Source organism: Leisingera sp. JC11 (genome assembly GCF_040704725.1).
Taxonomy (GTDB): Bacteria; Pseudomonadota; Alphaproteobacteria; order Rhodobacterales; family Rhodobacteraceae; genus Leisingera.
Genome location: NZ_JBFCVS010000020.1, coordinates 23,152 through 45,915, shown reverse-complemented (window position 1 = coordinate 45,915; position 22,764 = coordinate 23,152). Strand labels below are relative to the sequence as shown.

22 protein-coding genes are annotated in these 22,764 nt (G+C 64.2%); 17 read left to right on the top strand and 5 right to left on the bottom strand.

What is annotated here, in order from left to right; genetic code table 11:
- Positions 1-149: 149 nt before the first annotated feature.
- From AB1A62_RS18285 to nqrF, 6 genes are read left to right on the top strand one after another with little or no spacing between them, the layout of a single operon-like run.
- Complete coding sequence (locus AB1A62_RS18285; RefSeq protein WP_366662913.1) at positions 150-1,493, top strand: Na(+)-translocating NADH-quinone reductase subunit A; 1,344 nt, start codon at positions 150-152, stop codon at positions 1,491-1,493.
- 5 nt (positions 1,494-1,498) lie between these two features.
- Positions 1,499-2,707, top strand: coding sequence for an NADH:ubiquinone reductase (Na(+)-transporting) subunit B (locus AB1A62_RS18280; protein ID WP_366662912.1), 1,209 nt, complete (start codon positions 1,499-1,501; stop codon positions 2,705-2,707).
- Positions 2,700-3,503 carry a Na(+)-translocating NADH-quinone reductase subunit C gene (locus tag AB1A62_RS18275; RefSeq protein ID WP_366662911.1) on the top strand — a complete coding sequence of 268 codons (804 nt, stop codon included), beginning with the start codon at positions 2,700-2,702 and terminating at the stop codon, positions 3,501-3,503. The genes AB1A62_RS18280 and AB1A62_RS18275 overlap by 8 nt, the downstream gene beginning before the upstream one ends.
- Positions 3,503-4,156: an NADH:ubiquinone reductase (Na(+)-transporting) subunit D gene (locus tag AB1A62_RS18270; RefSeq protein WP_222505390.1), complete on the top strand. Its 654-nt coding sequence runs from the start codon at positions 3,503-3,505 to the stop codon at positions 4,154-4,156. Before AB1A62_RS18275 ends, AB1A62_RS18270 begins: the two co-directional genes overlap by 1 nt.
- Positions 4,156-4,764: an NADH:ubiquinone reductase (Na(+)-transporting) subunit E gene (gene nqrE / locus AB1A62_RS18265; protein ID WP_019296950.1), complete on the top strand. Its 609-nt coding sequence runs from the start codon at positions 4,156-4,158 to the stop codon at positions 4,762-4,764. Before AB1A62_RS18270 ends, nqrE begins: the two co-directional genes overlap by 1 nt.
- 16 nt (positions 4,765-4,780) lie before the next feature.
- On the top strand, positions 4,781-6,004 hold the full coding sequence (gene nqrF / locus AB1A62_RS18260; RefSeq protein WP_366662910.1) for an NADH:ubiquinone reductase (Na(+)-transporting) subunit F: 1,224 nt from the start codon (positions 4,781-4,783) through the stop codon (positions 6,002-6,004).
- Between the two features lie 137 nt (positions 6,005-6,141).
- Here the strand turns inward: nqrF and AB1A62_RS18255 are convergent, their stop codons facing one another.
- The gene (locus tag AB1A62_RS18255) at positions 6,142-6,720 is read right to left on the bottom strand and encodes a YceI family protein (RefSeq protein ID WP_366662909.1); all 579 of its coding nucleotides are present in this window, start codon (positions 6,718-6,720) and stop codon (positions 6,142-6,144) included.
- Here AB1A62_RS18255 and AB1A62_RS18250 point away from each other — a divergent pair.
- Positions 6,719-6,865 carry a hypothetical protein gene (locus AB1A62_RS18250; protein WP_366662908.1) on the top strand — a complete coding sequence of 49 codons (147 nt, stop codon included), beginning with the start codon at positions 6,719-6,721 and terminating at the stop codon, positions 6,863-6,865. The genes AB1A62_RS18255 and AB1A62_RS18250 overlap by 2 nt on opposite strands.
- A 7-nt stretch (positions 6,866-6,872) precedes the next feature.
- Positions 6,873-7,316, top strand: a complete 444-nt coding sequence (locus AB1A62_RS18245; RefSeq protein ID WP_366662907.1) for a MarR family winged helix-turn-helix transcriptional regulator — start codon at positions 6,873-6,875, stop codon at positions 7,314-7,316.
- 26 nt (positions 7,317-7,342) lie between these two features.
- Here AB1A62_RS18245 and AB1A62_RS18240 read toward each other — a convergent pair whose 3' ends face one another.
- Entirely contained in the window at positions 7,343-7,867 is a 525-nt protein-coding gene (locus AB1A62_RS18240; protein WP_366662906.1) for a CBS domain-containing protein, read from the bottom strand.
- A gap of 112 nt (positions 7,868-7,979) precedes the next feature.
- On the opposite strand from AB1A62_RS18240, the gene AB1A62_RS18235 reads away from it, so the two are divergent.
- From AB1A62_RS18235 to nqrM, 3 genes are all read left to right on the top strand, one after another.
- The gene (locus AB1A62_RS18235) at positions 7,980-8,168 is read left to right on the top strand and encodes a hypothetical protein (RefSeq protein ID WP_366662905.1); all 189 of its coding nucleotides are present in this window, start codon (positions 7,980-7,982) and stop codon (positions 8,166-8,168) included.
- 101 nt (positions 8,169-8,269) lie between these two features.
- Entirely contained in the window at positions 8,270-9,304 is a 1,035-nt protein-coding gene (locus AB1A62_RS18230) for an FAD:protein FMN transferase (protein ID WP_366662904.1), read from the top strand.
- A gap of 34 nt (positions 9,305-9,338) precedes the next feature.
- Positions 9,339-9,584, top strand: coding sequence for a (Na+)-NQR maturation NqrM (gene nqrM, locus AB1A62_RS18225; RefSeq protein ID WP_366662903.1), 246 nt, complete (start codon positions 9,339-9,341; stop codon positions 9,582-9,584).
- Between the two features lie 34 nt (positions 9,585-9,618).
- On the opposite strand, the gene AB1A62_RS18220 is transcribed toward nqrM, so the two are convergent.
- Entirely contained in the window at positions 9,619-11,028 is a 1,410-nt protein-coding gene (locus AB1A62_RS18220) for an efflux transporter outer membrane subunit (protein ID WP_366662902.1), read from the bottom strand.
- A gap of 283 nt (positions 11,029-11,311) precedes the next feature.
- Here AB1A62_RS18220 and AB1A62_RS18215 point away from each other — a divergent pair, with 283 nt between their 5' ends.
- The 5 genes from AB1A62_RS18215 to AB1A62_RS18195 all read left to right on the top strand — a co-directional run bounded on the left by AB1A62_RS18215 (position 11,312) and on the right by AB1A62_RS18195 (position 18,557).
- Positions 11,312-12,760 carry an aldehyde dehydrogenase family protein gene (locus tag AB1A62_RS18215; protein ID WP_366662901.1) on the top strand — a complete coding sequence of 483 codons (1,449 nt, stop codon included), beginning with the start codon at positions 11,312-11,314 and terminating at the stop codon, positions 12,758-12,760.
- Between the two features lie 235 nt (positions 12,761-12,995).
- The gene (locus tag AB1A62_RS18210) at positions 12,996-15,107 is read left to right on the top strand and encodes a hydantoinase/oxoprolinase family protein (protein WP_366662900.1); all 2,112 of its coding nucleotides are present in this window, start codon (positions 12,996-12,998) and stop codon (positions 15,105-15,107) included.
- Positions 15,107-16,756: a hydantoinase B/oxoprolinase family protein gene (locus AB1A62_RS18205; protein ID WP_366662898.1), complete on the top strand. Its 1,650-nt coding sequence runs from the start codon at positions 15,107-15,109 to the stop codon at positions 16,754-16,756. Before AB1A62_RS18210 ends, AB1A62_RS18205 begins: the two co-directional genes overlap by 1 nt.
- On the top strand, positions 16,753-17,820 hold the full coding sequence (locus tag AB1A62_RS18200; protein ID WP_366662897.1) for a histidinol-phosphate transaminase: 1,068 nt from the start codon (positions 16,753-16,755) through the stop codon (positions 17,818-17,820). Before AB1A62_RS18205 ends, AB1A62_RS18200 begins: the two co-directional genes overlap by 4 nt.
- On the top strand, positions 17,817-18,557 hold the full coding sequence (locus AB1A62_RS18195; protein WP_366662896.1) for an Asp/Glu racemase: 741 nt from the start codon (positions 17,817-17,819) through the stop codon (positions 18,555-18,557). The genes AB1A62_RS18200 and AB1A62_RS18195 overlap by 4 nt, the downstream gene beginning before the upstream one ends.
- A gap of 153 nt (positions 18,558-18,710) precedes the next feature.
- On the opposite strand, the gene AB1A62_RS18190 is transcribed toward AB1A62_RS18195, so the two are convergent.
- Positions 18,711-20,249 (bottom strand): trimethylamine methyltransferase family protein, encoded by a 1,539-nt coding sequence (locus AB1A62_RS18190; protein ID WP_366662895.1) that lies wholly within the window; start codon positions 20,247-20,249, stop codon positions 18,711-18,713.
- A 29-nt stretch (positions 20,250-20,278) separates the two neighbouring features.
- Positions 20,279-21,631, bottom strand: a complete 1,353-nt coding sequence (locus AB1A62_RS18185; protein WP_366662894.1) for an MmgE/PrpD family protein — start codon at positions 21,629-21,631, stop codon at positions 20,279-20,281.
- Positions 21,632-21,841: 210 nt separating this feature from the next.
- On the opposite strand from AB1A62_RS18185, the gene AB1A62_RS18180 reads away from it, so the two are divergent.
- Entirely contained in the window at positions 21,842-22,729 is an 888-nt protein-coding gene (locus tag AB1A62_RS18180; RefSeq protein ID WP_366662893.1) for a LysR substrate-binding domain-containing protein, read from the top strand.
- Positions 22,730-22,764: the final 35 nt, after the last annotated feature.

The window sequence follows — 22,764 nt, the reverse complement described above, 5'->3', positions numbered from 1 at the left end:
GGTGCCGAATTTGATTCGAGTGCGCCGGAAATCAGGACAGGCTGTGCGGATGTGCGGAAAACGGCATTTTGTGCGTTTTCTTTGCCGCCGCTGCCGGAACGGGGTAAGAACCGCCTCGGGATTCGGCGTTGGAGGGACGTAGCGCAAATATGAAGACATTCAACTTGAGAAAGGGGCTGGATCTGCCGGTGACAGGCGCACCGGAGCAGGTGATCCACGACGGTCCCGCCATCACCTCGGTGGCCGTGCTGGGCCCCGACTTTGTGGGCCTCAAGCCCCGCATGCTGGTGCAGGAAGGCGAGGAGGTCCGCCGCGGAACTCCGCTGTTCTGCCACAAGGATGCCGAGGCCGCTATGATGGTTGCGCCGATGACCGGCAAGGTCGTGGCGATCAACCGCGGCGCCCGCCGGGTGCTGGAAAGCGTGGTGATCGAAGTTTCGGACGCTGCCGACAAGGGCGCCGACTTCTCTGCCACCGGCAACGCGGACACTGCTGAAGGGCTGGCCGAGAAGCTGTGCGCCGCGGGTCTCTGGACCGCCTTCCGCACCCGTCCCTATTCCAAGATGCCGCAGCCGGGGTCCAAGCCCGCCGCGATCTTTGTGACCGCGATGGACAGCGAGCCGCTGGCCGCTGATGCCGCCGTGATCATCAATGATGCGGCCGAGGCGTTTGAGGCGGGCCTGAAAGCCGTGACGCTGCTGACCGACGGCACCACCTTCCTGTGCCAGAAGACGGGCGACAGCATTCCGGGTGCGAACCTTGCCGGTGTCGAGGCTGCAGGTTTCTCCGGCCCGCATCCCTCGGGCCTGGCTGGCACCCACATCCATTTCCTGCATCCCGTCCGCGCGGACGATCAGGTCTGGACCGTGTCCTATCAGGACGTGATCGCCATCGGCCGCCTGCTGATGACCGGCCACCTGGACCCCTCCACAGTGGTTGCCATTGCCGGTCCCGCTGCGCGCGCACCCCGTCTGGTCCGCACCGTCATGGGTGCCTCCACCGATGAGCTGACCCGCGGCGAGATTGCTGCCGATGCTCCGGTCCGGGTGATCTCCGGCTCGATCCTGTCAGGCCGGCAGGCGGCTGGTGCGCTGGCCTTCCTTGGCCGCTTCGCCCGCCAGGTGGCGATCATCGAGGAAGACCGCAAGCAGATCCCGCTGGGCTGGATCCGTCCGATGGGCGGAAAATACGCGGTGCAGCCGGTGCTGGGCTCGGCGCTCAGCCGCAAGCTGTTTGCCCTGACCAGCAACCTCAACGGCGGCCGCCGGGCGATGGTGCCCACCGGCACCTTTGAGCGGCTGATGCCGCAGGACTACCTGCCGACGCAGCTGCTGCGCGCGCTGCTGGTGATGGACACCGACACCGCACAGGCGCTGGGTGCGCTGGAGCTGGACGAAGAGGACATGGGCCTCGTCGGCTTTGCCTGCCCGGCCAAGTACGAATACGGGCTGGCGCTGCGCGACTGCCTGACCAAGATTGAAAAGGAGGGCTGAGCCGGATGGGATTGCGCAGCTTCTTTGACAGGATCGAGCCGCATTTCGAGAAGGGGGGCAAATACGAAAAGCTCTTCCCCGTCTACGAGATGGTGGAGTCCTTCCTGTATACCCCGAAAACCGTCACCACCGTGGCGCCGCATGCCCGCTCATATGTCGATATGAAGCGGATCATGACCTATGTGGTGATCGCCACCATCCCCTGCATCCTGTGGGGCATGTGGAACACCGGCTATCAGGCCAACTCGGCAATTGCCGCGCTGGGGGCTGATGCGGCCACCGGCTGGCGGATTGCGCTCTTGCAGATGTTCGGGATTTCACTGGATGCGGCAAGCCCGATGGCCAATATCGCGCACGGGTTCCTGTATTTCCTGCCGATCTACATCGTGACGCTGGTTGCGGGCGGTATTTTCGAAGTCATCTTTGCCACCGTCCGCGGCCATGAGGTGAACGAGGGCTTCCTTGTGACCTCGATGCTTTACACGCTGATCATGCCGGCCTCCGCGCCGCTGTGGCAGGTGGCGCTTGGCATCATCTTCGGCGTGGTGATCGGTAAGGAAGTCTTTGGCGGAACCGGCAAGAATTTCCTGAACCCGGCGCTGGTGGGCCGTGCGTTCCTGTATTTCGCCTATCCGGCGAACATGTCGGGCGACGCTGTCTGGACCCCGGTTGACGGCTTTTCCGGCGCGACCGCGCTGGGTGTGACTGCCGCCGAGGGCGTGCAGGCGCTGGCCGCCAAGGGCATCGAATGGTCGGACGCGTTCTTTGGCACCATCCAGGGCAGCTTCGGCGAGACCTCGACGCTGGCCTGCGCCATCGGCCTGGGCTTCCTGCTGTTCACCAAAATCGCCAACTGGCGCCTGATCGTCGGCTGCCTTGTTGGCATGATTGCCTTCTCGATGCTCTTGAACCTGATCGGCTCCGAGACCAACCCGATGTTTGCGATGCCGTGGTACTGGCACCTGGTGCTGGGCGGCTATGCCTTCGGCCTGGTGTTCATGGTGACCGAGCCGGTTTCGGCGTCGCACACCAACGCAGGCCGCTACATCTACGGTGCCCTCATCGGCGTGATGGTGGTGCTGATCCGGGTGCTGAACCCTGCCTTCCCCGAAGGCATGATGCTGGCGATCCTGTTCGGCAACGTCTTTGCGCCGCTGATCGACTACTTTGTCGTGCAGGCCAACATCAAACGGAGGGCGCGCCGCCATGGCTGATACCCAAAGCAAGGGCCTGATTGGCCGCTTCCTCGCCGCATCGCCGGACTCGGTCGGCAAGACCTTGTTCATCGCTGTTGCCGTTTGCCTGGTGGCTTCGATGATCGTGTCCACCGCCGCGGTGTCCCTGCGCCCGGTGCAGGAGATCAACAAGAAACGGGACAAGCAGCTGAACGTTCTTCAGGTCGCGGGCCTTTACGAGCCGGGCCAGAACGTGGCCGAAGCCTTTGCCGCCTTTGAGCCGCAGGTGCTGGATCTGGAAACCGGACAGTTCACCGACCAGTTCGACGCCGCCAGCTTTGATGATCTGGCCGCCGCGCAGGACCCGGAGCTGAGCCGCGCGCTGGACAATGACCCTGCGGGCATTGGCCGCCAGTCGCGCTACAAGACCGTGTACCTGCTGCGCGAGGAAAACGGCGATCTGGACAAGGTGATCCTGCCGATCCACGGCTATGGCCTGTGGTCCACCCTCTACGGCTTTATCGCGGTTGAGGAAAACGGCAACGACATCTTCGGCCTGCAGTTCTATCAGCACGGCGAAACCCCGGGCCTGGGCGCCGAGGTGGACAACCCGCGCTGGAAGTCCCTGTGGAGCGGCAAGAAACTGCATGACGAAGGCGGCGAGCTGCAGATCAGCGTTGCCAAGGCACAAGGCCCGGCCGGGCCGGAGCATCACATCGATGCGCTGGCCGGTGCGACGCTGACCTCTGTCGGCGTGGACAACCTGGTGAAATTCTGGATGGGCGAAGAGGGCTACGCACCCTTCCTGGCCGCCCTTAAAGCGGGAGAGCTCTAATGGCGCAGACCAAGAAAGACATGCTGGTCGACCCATTGGTCGACAACAACCCGATCACGCTGCAGGTTCTGGGCATCTGCTCGGCGCTGGCGGTGACCTCCTCGCTGCAGGTGGCTTTTGTGATGACCCTGGCGGTAACATTTGTGACCGCATTCTCATCGATGTTCATCTCGATCCTGCGGAACCAGATCCCCAGCTCGATCCGGATCATCGTGCAGATGGTGATCATCGCCTCGCTGGTGATCCTGGTGGACCAGGTGCTGAAAGCTTATGCCTTTGAGATCTCCAAGACCCTGTCGGTCTTTGTCGGCCTGATCATTACCAACTGTATCGTGATGGGCCGCGCCGAGGCGTTTGCCATGAGCAATCCGCCGGTGGCGTCGTTCATCGACGGCCTTGGCAACGGCATGGGCTATGGCCTGATCCTGATGCTGGTCGGCATCATCCGCGAGCTGTTCGGCTCCGGCTCCCTGTTCGGCATCACAATCCTGGAAACCGTGAACAACGGCGGCTGGTATGTGCCCAACGGCATGCTGCTGCTGCCGCCCTCGGCGTTCTTCGTGATCGGCCTGCTGATCTGGGGTTTCCGCACCTGGAAGCCGAACCAGGTCGAAGAGCGTGAATATAAAATCCAGAATGTGGAGGCGCACTGATGGAAGGGCTGATTTCACTCGCCGTTAAGGCCATCTTTGTCGAGAACCTCGCGCTCTCCTTCTTCCTGGGCATGTGCACCTTCATCGCGGTGTCCAAGAAGATTTCCACCGCGCTGGGTCTGGGGATTTCGGTGATGCTGGTGCAGGCCATCACCGTGCCGACCAACAACCTGCTGCTGACCTACCTCTTGAAGCCGGGCGCGCTGGCCTGGGCGGGCTTCCCGGATGTGGATCTGACCTTCCTCGGCCTGATCTCCTATATCGGGGTGATCGCGGCGATGGTGCAGATCCTGGAGATGATCCTCGATAAGTATTTCCCGCCGCTCTACAACGCGCTGGGGGTGTTCCTGCCGCTGATCACGGTGAACTGCGCCATCCTCGGCGGCTCGCTGTTCATGGTGGAACGGGACTACAACTTCGCGGAAGCCACCACTTACGGCCTCTCCTCCGGCTTTGGCTGGGCGCTGGCGATCACCGCGATGGCGGGCGTGCGCGAGAAGCTGAAGTATTCCGACGTGCCGGACGGCCTGCAGGGCCTGGGCATCACCTTTATCACCGCGGGTCTGATGGCGATGGCCTTCATGTCCTTCAGCGGCGTCAAACTGTAAGGGAGCGTCTGAAGTTATGGAAACTTTCTCGCTCGGCGTTGTCCTGTTCACGTTGATCGTGCTGGCGCTGGTGGCCATCATTCTGGCTGCCCGCTCCCGCCTGGTCGCGTCCGGCAACGTCAACATCACCATCAACGGTGAAAAAACTATCTCGGTGCCCGCGGGCGGCAAGCTGCTGCAAACGCTGGCGGCAGAGAAACTGTTCGTCCCCTCCGCCTGCGGCGGCGGCGGCACCTGCGCCCAGTGCCGGGTGAAAGTGCATTCCGGCGGCGGCTCGATCCTGCCGACCGAGGAAAGCCACATCACCAAGCGCGAAGCTGCCTGCGGCGACCGCCTGTCCTGCCAGGTTGCGGTCAAGCAGGACATGGAAGTCGAGGTCCCCGAAGAGGTCTTCGGCGTCAAGAAGTGGCGCTGCAAGGTGCGGTCCAACGACAACGTGGCGACCTTCATCAAGGCGCTGGTGCTGGAACTGCCCGAAGGCGAGGACGTGAATTTCCGCGCCGGCGGCTACATCCAGATCGAGGCGCCCGCGCACCAGCTGGCCTATACCGACTTCGACATCCAGGAGGAGTACCGCGAGGATTGGGACCGCTTCAATCTGTGGCAGTACAAATCCGTCGTGGATGAGCCGGTCGAGCGCGCCTATTCGATGGCGAACTACCCGGACGAGAAGGGCATCATCATGCTGAACGTCCGCGTCGCCTCGCCGCCGCCGGGCAGCACCGATATTCCGGCAGGCAAGATGTCGTCTTACATCTTCAACCTGAAGCCGGGCGACGAGGTCACCATCTCGGGCCCGTTCGGCGAATTCTTCGCCCGCGAGACCGAGAAGGAAATGGTGTTCATCGGCGGCGGTGCCGGCATGGCGCCGATGCGCTCCCACATCTTCGACCAGCTGAAACGGCTGGAGAACCGCAACCGCAAGATCAGCTTCTGGTACGGTGCGCGCTCGAAGAAGGAGATGTTCTTTGTCGAGGACTTCGATCAGCTGGCCGAGGAGTTCGACAACTTCGAATGGCACGTCGCCCTGTCCGACGCGCAGCCGGAGGATGACTGGAAAGGCTACACCGGCTTCATCCACAACGTTCTGTACGAGGAATACCTCAAGAACCACCCGGCGCCGGAAGACTGCGAATTCTACATGTGCGGCCCGCCGATCATGAACCAGTCGGTGATCAACATGCTCTTGGATCTTGGCGTGGACCGCGAGGACATCATGCTGGACGACTTCGGCGGCTGAGCCGGAGCACAGAACGGAAAATCAGAAGCCCCGGATGGAAACATCCGGGGCTTTCTTGTGTCTTCCGGCCGGCGCAGGGAAGGGGGGTGCCATCCGTGCACCCGCTGTGCACCGGCTGTGCACCGGACGGCGGGCGCTTACTGCGCTTTCATCTCGGTGACGATCCGGATGCTGATCGGGCCGGTTGAGAACCCGCCCACGCCAAAGGCCTGGTGGTCGATGGTGGTGGTGGCCTCAAACGCGGCCCAGTCGCCCTTGTTGTAGTCGAAAAAGGCACCCATAGGGTGCTCTCCCAAGTGCGTCAGGGTCGTTTCCAGCACAACCGGCTGCGTTGTGCCGTGAATGGTCAGGTCGCCGGTGACGTTGGCCGTGTTTTCGCCGGTTCTTTCCACGCTGGTGCTGACAAAAGTGATTTCCGGGTAAGTGGCTGTTTCAAGGAAATTCGCACTGGCAAGGTCATCGTCCAGCGGTCCGAAACCAGTGGCAAGACTGTCCGTTTGGATTGTCACGTTCAGGGACGCCGCTTCCGGGTTTTCCGGGTCGAGTTCCAAGGTGCCGTCCACTTGGGTGAATTCACCGCTTTGAACCGATACCCCTGCATGGCTCCAGCTGAAGTGGACCTCGGTATGGCCCTGGTCGGATTTGTAGGTTGCGGCCAAGGCGGCGGGGGCTGCCAGCAATGCGGCGGCTGCGAGGGGAGCAATCTTGATCATCATGGCAATTTTCCTGTCGGATGGTGTTGAGGCCAGTAAAGGCTCTAGCAGTGCGCGGATGCAGTTGATCCGGGATGGATGCTATGACATCTATTTCGTTGCATCCACTGGCGATGGCGGAACCGCCGCTCTGCTCACCAACTCGTGAAGACTGAATGACACCAAACAAACGCGAAACCGCAATCTGGATTCTGCTGAACCGCGCGCACCGGCAAACCCACCGGGACATGGAGGCGAAGCTGCGGGAGGCGGGGCTGCCAAGCCTGCGCTGGTACGACGTGCTGTGGGGGATCGAAATGGCCGGGGAGGACGGCGTGCGGGCCTATGAGCTGACCCGCAACCTGCTGTTCGAGCAATCCAACCTGTCGCGCATACTGGCCCAGATGGTGGCCAGGGGGCTGGTCCGCGAAACCGTGTTCGAACAGGACCGCCGCGGCAAGCTGCTGCATCTGACCGAAGCCGGCGCCGCCTTGCGCTTGCAGATGTGGGAGTTCTACGGCGCCGCGATCAAACAGGCAATGGCGCCGCTGGCGGCAGCGGAGGACCTGGAAGTCTTTCTGGATCTGCTTAAGGACACTGGCGGCGGCCCGTTCCCGTAACAGGCCGCCGTGGTTGGAGACCCGGCCTAGCCGACGATCATCTGTTTCATGCGCAGGGCTTCGTATTCCAGCTCCTTCAACCGGAAGTTCACCACGTCGCCGACGGTGATCATGCCGCAAAGGTGGCCGTCCTTCTCCACCGGCAGGTGACGGAAGCGGCCTTCGTTCATCACCTTGGCGACGTCGATCAGCAGGTCGTCAGGCGCGCAGGTCTGCACCTCGCGGGTCATGATGTCCTCGACCAGCTGCGGCAGGGTGTGGCCCGGCGTTTCCGCCAGCCGCCGCACGATGTCGCGTTCCGACAGGATGCCCTGCAGCGCGCCGTTCTGGTCGGTCACCACCAGCGCGCCGATGCGCTTCTCCTTCAGCGCCTCCACCGCGTGGCCGACCGTATCATTCGGGCGGATCGAGAAGATCGCATCGCCTTTGGCCTCCAGCAGCTTGGCGACAGTGGACTGTTCATGCGACAAATTCGACTCGGCCGACTGGCTGTGGCTTTCCTGCCCGGCCTTGTCGCCCCGGGTGGGAGGCTGGTATGAGAACGGTGCCATGCGCGGGGTCTCCTCCTGTATCCTGCATCAGGTCATACCCCCATCTTAGCGGCGGAATATGATCCGGGAAGGGGCGAAATGACGCGAGCGCTAACAACGGCGGGAAAACAACATGTTCGAAACCCTCTACCTGACCCCCGTGACCGGCGCGCTGACCGTGTTCCTGGTGGTGGTCTGCGGCCATCTGTACCGCCAGAACTGGAAGAGTGAAGCGCCGAATGCGCGGCTCAGAGCCTGGCTCTACGGGGTGCCCGCCGCGGTTGGCCTTCTGGCGCTGGCCTTTCTTCCGCTGAAGTTCTGAGGCCTGACGCCGCGCGCGGTTTGACGCAGTTTGACTCTGGCGCGGTGCAGGGGCATAGCTGCGCCAGTTTTGCCGCCGGAGGTTGCCGAATGCTCAGCCAGATGCCCAGAAAGTTCCTGCTTGCCCTGACCCTGCCCGCGGTGCTGGCGGTGTCCGGCTGCTGGTTCGGAAGCGCACCGGAAGAGGTGCGGTTGTCGGGCGAAACCATGGGCACCACCTACAGTGTGATCGCCATTGGCGAGGATCTGGACCAGGAAACCCTGGGCACCACGGTGGAAGGCACCCTGGCGGCGGTCAATGCCAAGATGTCGAACTGGGACCCGGCGTCGGAGGTCTCCACCTTCTCAGCCGAGCGCAGCACTGCGCCGGTGCGGGTGTCGCCGGAGTTTGCCCATGTGCTGGCGGCGGCGAATGATGTGCACGCAAAGACCGGCGGCAAGTTCGATGTGACCCTCGGCCCGCTGATCGAGCTGTGGGGCTTTGGACCGCGTGAACCCGAGGACCCGGTGCCGTCGGAGGAGGCTATTTCTGCCGCTCTGGAGGGCGTTGGGCAGGCGCGGCTGCTGGTGCTGGATGCTGAAGCCGGAACCCTGAAGAAATCCGCCCCGGAGACTGGTATCAACCTGTCGGCGATTGCCAAGGGCTACGGCGTCGATGCTGTGGCAGAAGCGCTGCAGGGCTTGGGGATCGAGAATTACATGGTGGAGATCGGCGGCGATCTGGTCACCAAGGGCGAAAACGCCAAGGGCGAGGCCTGGCGCATCGGCATCGAGAAACCCGACGCGGCGGCGCAGACCGTGCAGCTGATCGTGCCGGTCAGCAATCATGGCTTGGCGACCTCGGGCGATTACCGCAATTACTTCGAGCATGAGGGCAAACGCTATTCCCATATCCTTGATCCGGTGGCCGGGCGGCCCGTGACCCATGCCACCACCTCTGTCACGGTGATTGCGGAAAACGCGATGCTGGCGGACGCCTGGGCCACCGCAATGCTGGTTCTGGGCAGCGAAACCGGGCTGAAGCTTGCGGAAGAGCATAAACTTGCCGTGTTTTTCATTGATCGGGACGTGCAAGCCGGCGCGGATGCCTATATGACAGCGGCTAGCAGCGCCTTTGAGGCGCTGACCGGAAACTGAAGCACGCGCCAAGCCATCCTGCGAGGGACCACCCATGAGCACCTTTCTTCTGGCCTTCATCCTGCTGCTGATCGTCACCCTGGGCATGTCGCTGGGGGTCATTCTGATGGGCAAGAAGATCAAGGGCAGCTGCGGCGGCCTGAATGCAATTTCCGGTGCCGACAAATGCGTGGTCTGCTCCAAGGACATCGACCCCGACAGCCCGCTGCGCGACAAGCTGCAGTGCAAGCGCGCCCGCAAGATGGTCGAGCAGATGGAGCGCGAGGCGCAGCGGGCCTGACCGCGGCCTGCAGCGTTCGCGCCGCAGGCTTTTCCTAGTCCGGTTTCTTGACCAGAACCACCGCGCTTTCCGGATCCTGATGCGGTGCCCAGCCCTTGCCCATTGAAATCTGCAGGCGCGCCCAGGCCAGCGCCAGGTCGCGCCGGGCTGTGATCAGGTTCAGCTCGTTGTCGCGCAGGGCTTCTTCGGTGTTCAAGAGGTCGAACAGGGTGATTTCATTGGCCTTGAAGGTTTCGCGCGCCAGATCGGCGACCTTGGTTCCCAGATTGACTGCCCGCGCCTGGGCAGCGGTGCGTTCGCGGGCGGCGCGCAGGTTGCTTTGCTGCGACTGGACCTCTTCAACCGCAGTGCGCACCGCAGCGCGGTAGTCGTATTCGGTGGCCTTGGCCTCGGCAATTGCGCTCTGGTGGAAAGCGCGCAGCACCGGCCGGTTGAACAGCGGCAGATTCAGGGCCGGGCCGATGGAATAGAGGTCGTCCACACCGCGTATGGCCTGAACCGATCCAGTGATTTCCAGCGAGGGATAAAGCTCTGCCTCGGTGACGCCGATGTTCGCGGTGGCGCCGCGCAGCTGGGCCTCGGCCAGCAGCACGTCGGGGCGGTTGCGCAGCAGGGTGGCGGGCACGCCCAGTTCCGGCTGGGTGGCGGGGTGTGGCTGGCCGTAACTTCCCTGCATCATCGCGAAGACCTCGGAGGCATCGCGGTCCAAGAGCGTGGCCAGGGCATAGACTGAGGATTCGTAGCTGGCGATGAAGTTTGGCAGATCCGCCTTGGCGCTGGCGACCTGCAGTTTGGTGCGCTCCAGGTCCAGCGCCAGGACTGCGCGGGCCGCCTCCAGCTCCTTCACCGTTTGCAGGATCTGCTGGCGCAGCTGGATGGTCTTGCGGGTGACGGCGGCGCCGCGCTGGAAGAAGCGGGCCTGGATATAGGTGCGGGTGATGGCGTCGATCACCGCCAGCCGCGTGGTGGCCAGCTGGTAGAATTGCGCGTCGCGGTCGGCAACGGCCCGTTCGGACCGGCGCTGGAATTCGCCGAACAGGTCAAAGACGTAGGTGGCGCCGATTTCCGCCGTGTCGGTGCTGGTGGAGCCGTCCTGCGATTCGCGGCGCGAGAAGATCGAGCTAGCGTCCAGATCGCCGCTGGCCTGCTGCGGACGGCCGGATCCGCGGCGCAGCGCCTCGGCTGCGATCAGCCGTTCCTTGGCCGCCTTGAGGCCGAGGTTCTGCTGCAGGCCTGCGGCAACCAGCCGGTTCAGGGCGGGGTCGTTCAGGCCCTGCCACCAGCTTTCGGAGGCGCCTTTGGCGGTGGCATAGCTGCGGGACTGGTAATAGCTGACCGGCACCGCGAAATCGGGGCGGTGGTAGTCGATGCCGACAACGGTACAGCCGCACAGGAACGTGCCTGCCAGCAGCACGGACCGTGCTGTCCAATGGGGTATGCTCATGTTCTGCCTCTGGGCGCCCTTTTTGGCGGGCTTTCGGGCAGCATAGCCAGCGCAGCAGCGGGCTGCGAAGCGGTTCCGGCGGTTAACGGTGTCTTTCCGGGCCACTGATGCGTCCATCCCACAGCAGGGGATTGTCGAAAAATGACCCGCGAGGTGGCGGTTTTGGCCTATCCTGTGCGCAAAAAGGCGGGCAGGCTGCCGGATCAAACCCGCCCTTCCAATCCACTGGCAACGGCAGATGCATTCAAGATGCGCTGCGCCTTTGCCTAAACCCCAGCCGCAAATGCGGTGCTACAGCGAGAATAACCTGATGGACCTGCAAAAATTCTATATCGGCGGCGCCTGGGTGACGCCGCATTCCAGCCGTGAATTCCCGGTGCTGAACCCGGCCACGGAAGAGCGGATCGGGACCATTATCCTGGGAGATGAGCATGATGTGAACGCTGCGGTTGCAGCGGCCCGTGCGGCTTTTGAGAGTTTTTCGCAGACCTCCCGCGCTGAGCGGATTGCTTTGCTGGAACGGCTTCTGGAGATCAGCAAGGACCGGCGCGAGGAATTGGCGCGGGCAATGTCTGCCGAAATGGGGGCGCCGATTTCGATGGCCCGCGATGCTCAGGCCGATTCGGGGATCGGGCATCTGGAGGGCATCCTGGAAGCGCTGAAAACCCAGGAGCTGCGCGAGACGCTGCCGAACGGCGACATCCTGGTGCGCGAGCCGATCGGGGTCTGCGGCCTGATCACGCCGTGGAACTGGCCGGTCAACCAGATCGCGCTCAAGGTGCTGCCGGCCCTGGCGACCGGCTCCACCTGCGTGCTGAAACCGTCGGAGCACACGCCGATGTCCGCTGCGGTTTACGCTCAGATGATCCACGATGCGGGCTATCCGGCGGGTGTGTTCAACCTGATCCACGGCGACGGCCCGACGGTTGGCGCGGGGCTGTCGCGGCACCCGGACGTGGACATGATGTCCTTCACCGGGTCAACGCGGGCGGGCATCGCGGTCTCCAAGGACGCTGCGGATACCGTCAAGCGGGTGACGCTGGAGCTGGGCGGCAAGTCCCCGAACCTGGTGTTTGCCGATGCCGACCTTGAAGAGAAGGTCACCGCCTCGGTGCTGGAATGCATGTACAACACCGGCCAGAGCTGCGACGCGCCGACCCGGATGCTGGTTGAGCGGAGCTGCTATGATCAGGTGCTGCAGATCGCCAAGGCGGCAGCCGAGGGTCAGGCCGTGGGCGATCCGTCGCAGGAAGGCGATCACATCGGCCCGATGTTCGACCGCATCCAGTTCGACCGGGTGCAGAGCATGATCCAGAAGGGCATCGGCGAGGGTGCCACCCTGCTGGCGGGCGGTTTGGGCCGGCCCGAGGGGCTGGACAAGGGCTGGTATGTGCGCCCGACGGTGTTTGCCGATGTGACCAATGACATGGCGATCGCCCAGCAGGAGATTTTTGGCCCGGTGCTGGTGATCATCCCGTTTGAGAATGAGGAAGACGCCATTCGCATCGCCAATGACACGCCGTACGGCCTGGCGGCCTATCTGCAGACCGGCGACCCTGAACGGGCCGAGCGTGTCGCCGCCCGCCTGCGCGCAGGCGCGGTGCATATCAACGGCGGCGGCTTCAACTACGGCTCCCCCTTCGGCGGTTACAAACAGTCCGGCAATGGCCGCGAGGGCGGCATGCTGGGGCTGGAGGATTACCAGGAAGTCAAAACCCTGCATTTCGGCTGAGAAGCCCTTCCTCCCGGCGGGGAGCTGCCGGGAGGGATGCCGCTATCTGACTTTGCGTGTGTCGCTATCCGCCAAGCGTGCCGCCCCGCAGCGGCTCAGGATGGGGACATGACACACGCATTCATTCCACAACGCATGGACCGCCGCGCAACCGGGTGCGATCTGGTCGCTGCCTGAGATCCGCCGCCCTTTGCGGGCTTTGACGGATTCTCAACGGCAGACTTTGGAATGACATATGACAGCATCACAGGCGCTGCGCCTTGCCATTGATATTGGCGGCACATTCACCGACACCGTTCTGGTGATCGGGCAAGACACTATTCTGGCCTCTACCAAGACCCTGACCACCCACCGGAATCCGGCAGATGGCGCGATGGAGGGCGCCGCGCGGGTGATGGCGCAAGCCGGGCGCTCCCTAAGCGAGGTCACGGGTTTCATCCACGGCACCACGCTGGCCACCAACGCGCTGATCGAGCGGCGCGGGGCCACGGTGGCGACGGTCACGACCGAAGGGTTCCGCGATATCCTCGAGATCGCCTATGAACGGCGCTATTCCCAGTATGACATCAACCTGGAGAAACCGGACCTGCTGGTGCCGCGCGAGCGGTCGCTGACCATCCGGGAGCGGATGTCTGCGGAAGGCGAGATGCTGATCCCGATGGCGGACAGCGCGGTTGAGGCGCTGATTGCGGAGCTGGATGCCAGCGGGGCCGATGCGGTGGCGGTCTGCCTGATGCATGCCTATGCCAACCCGGATCATGAGCGGCGGCTGAGGGATACTCTGGCAGCGCGGCGTCCCGGGCTGACGGTCTCGATTTCCTCCGAGGTCAGCCCGGAAGCGCGGGAGTTCGACCGGCTCTGCACCACGGTGGCCAACGCCTATATCCAGCCTCTGATGGAAACTTATCTGGCGCGCTTTGCCGAGCGCTTTGCGGCGGAGGGCGTGACCTGCCCGATCCTGATGATGACCGCGGGCGGCGGCATGTGCACGATCCAGACCGCCGCCCGCTTCCCGATCCGGCTGGTGGAAAGCGGACCCGCCGGCGGCGCCATTCTGGCGGCGCGGATTGCGGCGCGGGCGGGACTCGCGCAGGTGCTGTCCTTCGACGTCGGCGGCACCACTGCCAAGCTGTGCCTGATTGACGGCGCCCGGCCGCAGACCTCGCGCCAGTTCGAGATCGCCCGCGCGGCGCGGTTCATCAAGGGGTCGGGGATGCCGGTGCGGATCCCGGTGATCGAGATGATCGAGATCGGCGCGGGCGGCGGCTCGATAGCCGGGGTGGACCGGCTGGGGCGGCTGACCGTGGGGCCGAAGTCCGCAGGCTCCGAGCCGGGGCCGGTGGCATTCGGGCGCGGCGGCACCGAGCCGACGGTGACCGACAGCGACATCACGCTGGGCTACATCGTGCCGGAGACCTTTGCCGAAGGGCATATCCGGATTGACCCGGAGGCGTCGGAGGAGGCTCTGGCGCGGGTGATCGGCAGCAGGCTGGAGCTGGACGGTGTTGGCGCGGCGGATGGCGTCAGCCGCATTGTTGACGAGAGCATGGCCAGCGCCGGGCGGATGCACGCGGTGGAATCCGGCAAGGACCTCGGCCCGCGCACGATGATTGCCTTTGGCGGCAACGGCCCGCTGCATGCGACCCGGGTGGCGCGCTCCGCCGGGGTGGGGCGCATCGTGGTCCCGCCCAATCCGGGCGTCGGCTCAGCCGTGGGGTTCCTGTTTGCGCCGGTCAGCTTTGAAATCGTGCGCTCGCGCTATTCGCTCTTGGAAACCATGGGCATCGGCAGCATCAACGCCCTGTTCGCTCAGATGATCGATGAAGCGCAATCGGTGGTCGCGCAGGGTGCAGGCGGGGCTGAAACACAGGTCCAGCGCAGCGCCTACATGCGCTACAGCGGGCAGGGGCATGAGATCGAAATCTCCCTGCCGGACCGCGACCTGACGGCATCGGACCTTGGTCCGCTGACCGCGGCGTTCGAGGCGGAATACGCCCGGCAGTTTTCGCGCCCCGTGCCGGGCATGAAGATCGAGATCCTGAATTGGGCGGTGCGGGTGGCAACGCCTGATGCCGAGGCGGCTGCGGTGCCAGAGACACCGGAGCTGAAGACCATCACTCCCGCTGCCTTCCGTGTAATCACCTGCGACGTGGACGGCACACCGAAAGAGGCGGCTTTTGTCCCGCGCGACAGCCTGAACCCCGGCGACCGGATCTGCGGCCCGGCGCTGATCACCGAGCCGCAAACCACCACGCTGGTGTCGGCGGATTTCTCGGCCCATGTGGATGCCATCGGCAACATTGTCCTGATCCAGGATCAGAAGCACGACCAGAAAGGAGGCGCATGATGGCTGACCTCTCTCCCGCACGCCTGCAAGTCATGTGGAACCGCCTGCTGGCGGTTGTCGAGGAACAGGGCCAGACCCTGATCCGGGCAGCGTTTTCGCCCATCGTGCGCGAATGCGGCGACATCTCGGCCGGCATCTTCGACGTGCAGGGCCGGATGCTGGCGCAGGCGGTGACCGGCACGCCGGGCCATATCAACACCATGGCCGAAGCGGTGATGCATCTGCGCGAGCGCTTCCCGGTTGAGGTCATGAAGCCCGGCGATATCTACATGACCAATGATCCCTGGCTGGCTTCGGGCCATCTGAATGATTTCCTGCTGATGATGCCCGCCTTCAAGAACGGCAAGGTGGTGGGCTTCACCTCCTGCACCTCGCATCTGGTGGATCTGGGCGGCCTCGGCATGGGGCCGGAAGGCTCCGACATTTATGACGAGGGGCTGCTGATCCCGCCCTGCAAGCTGGTGGACGAAGGCGAGCCCAATGCGCTGCTGATGGACATCATCCGCGCCAACAGCCGTGAGCCCATCGCCAATGAAGGCGACATTTATGCGCTGATCGCCTGCTGCGAAGCGGGGGTGAAGCGTCTGGTTGGCATGATGGAGGAATTCGGCATCGACGACCTGGATGCGCTGGGGGCCTATATCATCGAGACCTCCCGCCGCGGCACGCTGGAAGCGATCGCCGAGGTCCCGGAGGGCGTTTACAGGAACGTCCTCAGGATGGACGGCTACGAGAACGAGCTGGAACTGCACGCCACGCTGACTGTCGGTAAGGACGGCATGCATGTGAATTTCACCGGCACCTCGGGCTGTTCCAGCAAGGGGATCAACGTGCCGCTGAACTATGCCACCGCCTATACCGTCTTTGCCCTGCGCTGCATCGTGGGGCCGGATATCCCGAACAATGCCGGGAGTTTGGAGCCCTTCACCGTGGATGGCCCCAAGGGCTGCATCCTGAACGCGCAGCGGCCGGTGCCGGTGGCGATGCGGCACACGCTGGGACAGGTGACGCCGGATCTGGTGCTGGGCTGCCTGCATCAGGCGCTGCCGGACCAGGTTCCGGCCGAAGGCGCGTCCTGCATGTTCGATCTGCCGATGCGCCACGCGCCGGAGGTGGCTCGCGACGGCGGCCGCGGATTTGCCATCGAGCCGGTCCACAACGGCGGCACCGGTGCGCGGCCCCATGCCGACGGGCTGTCGGCGACGGCTTACCCCTCGGGAGTCTATGGCTCGCAAGTGGAGATTACCGAAGCGGTGGCTCCGGTCATCATGTGGCGCCGAGAGCTGCGGCCCGACAGCGGCGGCGCGGGCAAATACCGCGGCGGGCTGGGCCAGCGGATCGAGATGACGGCCTCGAACGGCGCGCCCTTCATTGTGTTCCTGTCGGTGGAGCGGCTGAAGTTCCCGGCGCTTGGCCGCATGGGCGGTTTGCCCGGCGCCCCGGGCCGCATCCGGTTCCGCGATGGCGGCCAGGATATCCCTGGCAAAGGCGAGTTGCGGGTGGAGGCAGACGACTATCTGATCTTTGAAACCCCGGGCGGGGGCGGCTTTGGCGACCCGTCAGAGCGTGACAGGCAAGCGCTGGCACTGGACGTGAAACGCGGCCTTGTCACTGAAGAAGGCGCTGCTGCCTACGGAGGTGGAGAATGATCCGTGCGGTTCCGCATGTAGCAGCCATGGCGCCTTATGCGCTGGCGGATCTGGGCGGCGGGGGAACCATCTCGTTGGCCCAGAACGAAAGTGCCTTCCCAGCCAGCCCTGCTGCGATCGGGGCGGGCCGGGCGGTGCTGGATCAGATGCCGCTGTACCCGGACCCGGAATGGCCGGAGCTGCGCGCCGCGGTGGCGGAAGTGCATGGGCTGAACCCGGCCAAGGTGCTGTGCGGGGCAGGCTCGATGGAGCTGATCGGCTGCCTGATCCGCGCCTTCGCCGGGCCGGGCGACCAGGTCTTGGGCACCGATTACGGCTATGCCTTTGTGGCCTCGGCCGCGGCCCAGGTGCAGGCGGATTACGTCAAGGCGCGGGAGCGGGAACTGACGGTTTCGGCGGATGATATCCTCGCTGCCGTCACGCCTGAGACCCGCGTCGTTTTCGTCTGCAATCCGGGCAACCCGACGGGGACGCTGATCCCGAACACGGAAATCCTGCGGCTGCGCGCGGGCCTGCCTGCGGATGTGCTGCTGGTGGTGGATCAGGCCTATGCCGAGTTTGCCGATGCGGACAACGATCCGGCAGAAATCTTCACGCTGGCGGAGCGCGGCGATACGGTGGTGATGCGCACCCTGTCCAAGGCCTATGGCCTTGCGGGCGCGCGGGCAGGATGGGGGTACTTCCCACCGGAGATCGCCGGGGAAGTGCGCAAGCTCTTGAACCCCAACAATATCTCCATCCCGTCGCAGGCCATGGCCGCCGCTGCCATGCGCGACCAGGCGCATATACAGGACGTGGTAGCCAAGACCGCCGCCATCCGCGACCGCTTTGCCGCGGGCTGCCGTGCGCTGGGGCTGGAGGTCCCGCAGAGCCACACCAACTTCGTGCTGATGCGGTTTGCCTCGCCGGAGCAGGCGCAGGCCGCGGATGCAGCGCTGCGGGAGCGAAAGCTGCTGATGCGCGGCATGGGCGGCTATGGCCTGGGCGATTGCCTGCGCGCCACCATCTGCAGCCAGGAGGTGATGGACCGCGCGCTGGCCGTGCTGCAAGGAGTTCTTAGATGACGCATGAAACCCGCACCCGCGCGAAGATCGGCGTGCTGGTGCCCTTCACCAACACCAACCTCGAAGCGGACATGATGCTGATGCGCTGCACGGACACCACGGTGCATTTCCAGCGCATAGGCGGCTATGACGTGGAGGAGATCCCCGGCTCCGATCAGATGGCGGGGCTGGGCGCCTCGGATATCAGCCATGACCTGCGGATGATCTCGGGCGTGCGCCCCGATGCGGTGCTTTACGGCTGCACCTCGGCCACATTGACCCACGGGCCAAGCTTTGACGCGGATCTGGCGGCGCGGATCAAGGCGGCGTCCGGCGCGGTTTCCCTCACTGCTGCCGGTTCGCTGGTGGCGGGCATCAAGGCCATCGGCACCGCGAAGGTTGGGTTCTCCTCTCCCTACCTGGGAGAGATCAACACCCAGGCGATGGCGTTTCTGGCGGCAAACGGGATTGAGACGGTCAAATGCGCCGATATCGGCCGCGAACTAGGCAATTACGGGCAGGGAGAGCTGACGCCGCAGGAGGTTTTTGATCTCGCCTGCCAGGCCGACCACCCGCAGGCCGAGGCTATCGTGCTCAGCTGCACCGACATGCGCGCGGTTGAGGCGGTGGAGCGGATCGAGGCGCATCTGGGCAAACCGGTGATCACCTCCAACCAGGCGATGATGTTCTGCCTGATGCGGGCACTTGGCCTGCCGCGCCATGACGCGCTGCCGGGCCGGTTGTTCGACTGTCTTTAATGTGATGAACTAGGGCGTCCAAATGCGCCCTGGTTCCTTCTTCTTTGCGAAAATACTCCGGGGAGCGCGAGCGGCCGGCCCCTCGCACGATTATTTTGCGCCATTGGCCTGACCGGCCAATGGACGGCGGGCCGGCCCCTCGTACCTGGCCTATCAAGGCTCGTTCGAGCCGATTTCTTCCTTCCGCCTGGCCACATAGGCCGCAAGCTCTTCCTTGACCGCCGGATCCATCGCCGGTTCCTCATAATCCCGCAGCGCCTGCTGCCAGAGACCGGTCGCGCGCTGCAGCGCGTCCTTTGCGCCCGCCGCTTCCCAGTTCTCGTAGTTTTGCCAGTCCGACAGCATCGGGCGGTAAAACGCGGTCTCATAGCGGGCCATCGTGTGTTCGGCGCCAAAGAAATGGCCGCCGGTGGGCACCGACTGGATGGCGTCAAAGCCCAGCTCATCGCTGTCGAATTTCATTGGCTTCAGAAACTCGATCATGTTCTGGATGATCTCCACATCCAGAATGAACTTCTCGTAGGACGCGGTCAGCCCGCCCTCCAGCCAGCCGGCCGCGTGATAGACGATATTGGCACCGCCTAGCACCGCACCCCAGCTTGCCATCATGGTTTCATAAGCCGCCTGCAGGTCCACCGCGTTGGAGGCATTGGCGTTGGAGGTCCGGTAGGGGATGCCATAGCGCCGCGCCAGCTGGCCGCCAACGATATTGGCCTTGGCATTCTCCGGCGTGCCGAAGGCCGGCGCGCCGGAGCGCATGTCGACGTTGGAGGTGAAGGAGCCGTACATCACCGGGGTGCCGGGGTTCACAAGCTGTGTCAGCACCACCCCGAAGAGCGCCTCGGCGTTCTGCTGGGCCAGTGCCGCGGGCAGGGTCACCGGGGTCATCGCCCCCATCAGGGTGAAGGGCGTCACCGTCACCGGCTGGCCGTATTCGGCCATCGCAATCAGCCCGTCGCCCATCGCGTCGTCGAACAGCCGCGGCGAGTTCACCGAGATGATGGTGATCACGCCCGGATCGCCTTTCATTTCCTCTAGCGTCTGGCCGCGGGTGATCGCCATCATGTTTATCCCGTCCAGCGCCCGGCCGCGGCCGATGGCGGAGCAGTGGAAGGACAGGTCCGAATAGGTCAGGTTGGCCTGGTAGGTGTCCAGATGGCGGTTGTTGGCGGGCAGCTCCAGCGGTGCGGTCACCTGGTTGCCGATCAGGTGGATGGCGTTGAAATGATGCGCCAGCTTGATGAAGTTCTGGTAGTCGGTCAGGTTGCCCTGCCGCCGCCCGTTGATGCAGTCGTGCACGTTGGGCGGACCGGCCACCAGGCCGAAGGTCACGTTGTTGCCGCCCAGGGTGATCCGCTTGGCGCGGTTGCGGGCGGTCAGGGTGAATTCAGACGGCACCGTTTCCAGCGCCGCGGCGACGATGCTTTCGTCGATGCGGATGGTCTTGGTATCCCGGTCGACGATGGCGCCGGCTGCCTCGAAGAGATCCATCACGTTTTCGCCCATCACCCGGATGCCGGCCTCCGACAGGATCCGCATCGAGGTGGCGTGCAGCTGGTCCATCTGCTCCGGGTTCAGCAGTTCGAACGCCGGATAGGTGTTTTTCACCTGTTGCCAGGGCAGTTGTTCGATACTGCCGCCGGAGCGGGAGGATTTTCCGCGGCGCCCGCCGCCGCGTCTGTCGCGTGCCATGTGTCTGTCTTTCTGGTCAGGTTGGTGGCTTAAACTTCCGGGGCGTCGTAGATCAGCCGCCCCAAATCGGAGAATTTGCTGTCGTCCCCGGTGAAGCCCAGCACCGCGTCGCGGATGGCGGCGGCCCGGGCCTCGCCCAGTGACGGGGATGCGAATTCCATGAACTTCCGCACGATGTCGTCCTGCGAAAACGGCGCTTCGGGGCCGCCGCGGGCGTGAACGTCGCCGGTCTCGAACACCCGCCCGTCGGTCAGCGTCACCACCACATCGGCCACCCGGCAGGCCGGGAAGCGGACCGAGTGGCGCGCGGCCTCCGCAACCGAGATCCGCTCGTGGATCGAGGCAACCAGCGGATCCGCGAGACCCGCGCCGGAGATATGCTCCACTCCGATCCGCCCGTATGCAGCCTGGATGGCAACGGCAAAGCCCAGCGAATACTGCGCCTGGCTGGTGGTCGCGGGGATGCCCGGGTAGAGGCAGGCGCTTTCGTGGAAGGTGTTGATGTGGATCCCGGCGATCTGCTCATGACTCAGGCTGTGCTCCAGCATCACCTGCCGCAGCGCGTCGATCGGGGCATGGGCCCAGCGGCAGATCGGGTAGGGCTTCACGTACTGACGCTCCATTTGCCAGAAGCTGCCGAGATCCTCCCAGTGCTCCGCCACCCGGTCTTCTTCGATGGTGATCGCGGGGGCGCCGGTGAAGCCCTTTTCCGCCAGGATGGCCGAAGACATGCCGACCATCGCGCCCCAGCCGGAGCCGTCATGCAGCATCGAGGGGTTGGCGATTTCGCGCATCATCTGGCTGCGGGGGCCGTGGAATTCGGCAATCCCCAGCGCCTGGCGCAGCTGGTCACGGCTGAGGCCGCGCATGCGGGCAGCCATGGCTGCCACCCCCAGCGCGTTCCAGGCGCCGGAGGTGTGGTAGTCGCTGACGGTGGCGTGCAGCGACAGGGCGGCGCGGCCTGCCAGCTCATAGCCCAGGGTGGTGATCGCCAGCGCCTCGGGGCCCGAAAAGTCCGGCACGGTTTCCGCAAGTGCGGCGATGGCCGGGATCACCACCACGCCGATATGGCCCTTGGTCGGGTAATAGCCGTCGTGGCCGTCCAGATTGTCGGTGGCGGTGGCGGCGGCGTAGGCGGCGCCCGCGACGCTGACCCGGCGGCCGTCGAACATCATGCGCGCGCCCAGCCCGTTCTCGCCGCAGCCATAAAGCGCCGCGGCGGTGTCGCGGGCGATACGCCCGGCCTCCATCGGGGTGGCGCCGATGGTGATACCCAGCGTATCCAGGAACATCAACGCGGCAGCTTTGCGGGTGATCTCCGGCATATCACCGGGGGAAAGGCCGAAGGTGAAGTCGGCGGCGCGGTCAAACGTGGCTGTCATATCAGGCGGTCCATATGGGGGCGTTGGCCAAAGCCTAGGGGCAGCCGCTGCAAGTGACCCGCAAATAAACCGGGGTCATAGGGCCGATATATTTCGCGAAATGCGTGCTAGACGTCGCTTTTTGACCTGGCTGGGGCGCGATCCCTTTGGAATTGCAGCCCAAACCATTGCATGGGAACATGGGCCCCGAAACCGCCAGCGGACTGATTGATGAAGAATCTCCCCCACCTGACTTTCCTGCGCTCTTTCGAGGCCGCCGCGCGCTATCTGAGCTTCACCTCGGCGGCGGATGAGCTGAACTGCACCCAGTCTGCGGTGTCGAACCACGTGCGCAGCCTGGAGGAATTCATCGGCCGGCCGCTGTTCGTGCGCCATCCGCGGTCGCTGTCGCTGACCGATGTGGGGGAGGCCTATCTGCCCTCGGTCCGCCACGCGCTGCAGGAGATTGATTCAGCAACCCAGCTGCTGATTTCGCAAAGCCACAAGCGCGAGGTGGTGATCTCCTGCCCGGTGAGCCTGGCGGAGCGCTGGCTGTTGAAGGTGATTGAGGGGTTTTCGGCGGCGCATCCGGATATCGACCTGACCATTCACAGCACGATCTGGGTCGACGTGGAGACCAATGTCTCCGACATTTCAATCACCATCAACCATGTCGATGACGTAATGGGGCCTGCGGTCAAGCTGTGGGACGAAAAGCTGGCGCTGGTCTGCGCCCCGGATTTCCAAGTGGCGGGAGAGGTGCTGACCCGGCCGGAGCAGCTGGTGCAGGCCAAGCTGATCCACATCCTGGGACGGCCGGTCTATTGGGAGAAGATCGCCAAGCATTTCGGGCTGACCGGGATCGAGCTGAAGGGCGGCTTGCAGACCAATTCCTCCAACATGGGGCTGGAGTTTGCTGCAAACGGGCTGGGTTGCGCAGTGCTGCCGAAGACACTGGTTCGCGCGCATGTGGCAGACGGGCGGCTGGTTGAGCCGTTTGATTTTGATCTGGACTGCCCCTGGACCTATTTCGCAACCTTCAAAGACAAGGCGGCAACGCCGTCGGTCAAGCATTTCAAGGCCTGGCTGCTGAAGGCGGCAGCGGAGATGCAGCTGTAGTTTATCTGTGATTGCCGCGGCGGCATTGAATTTTG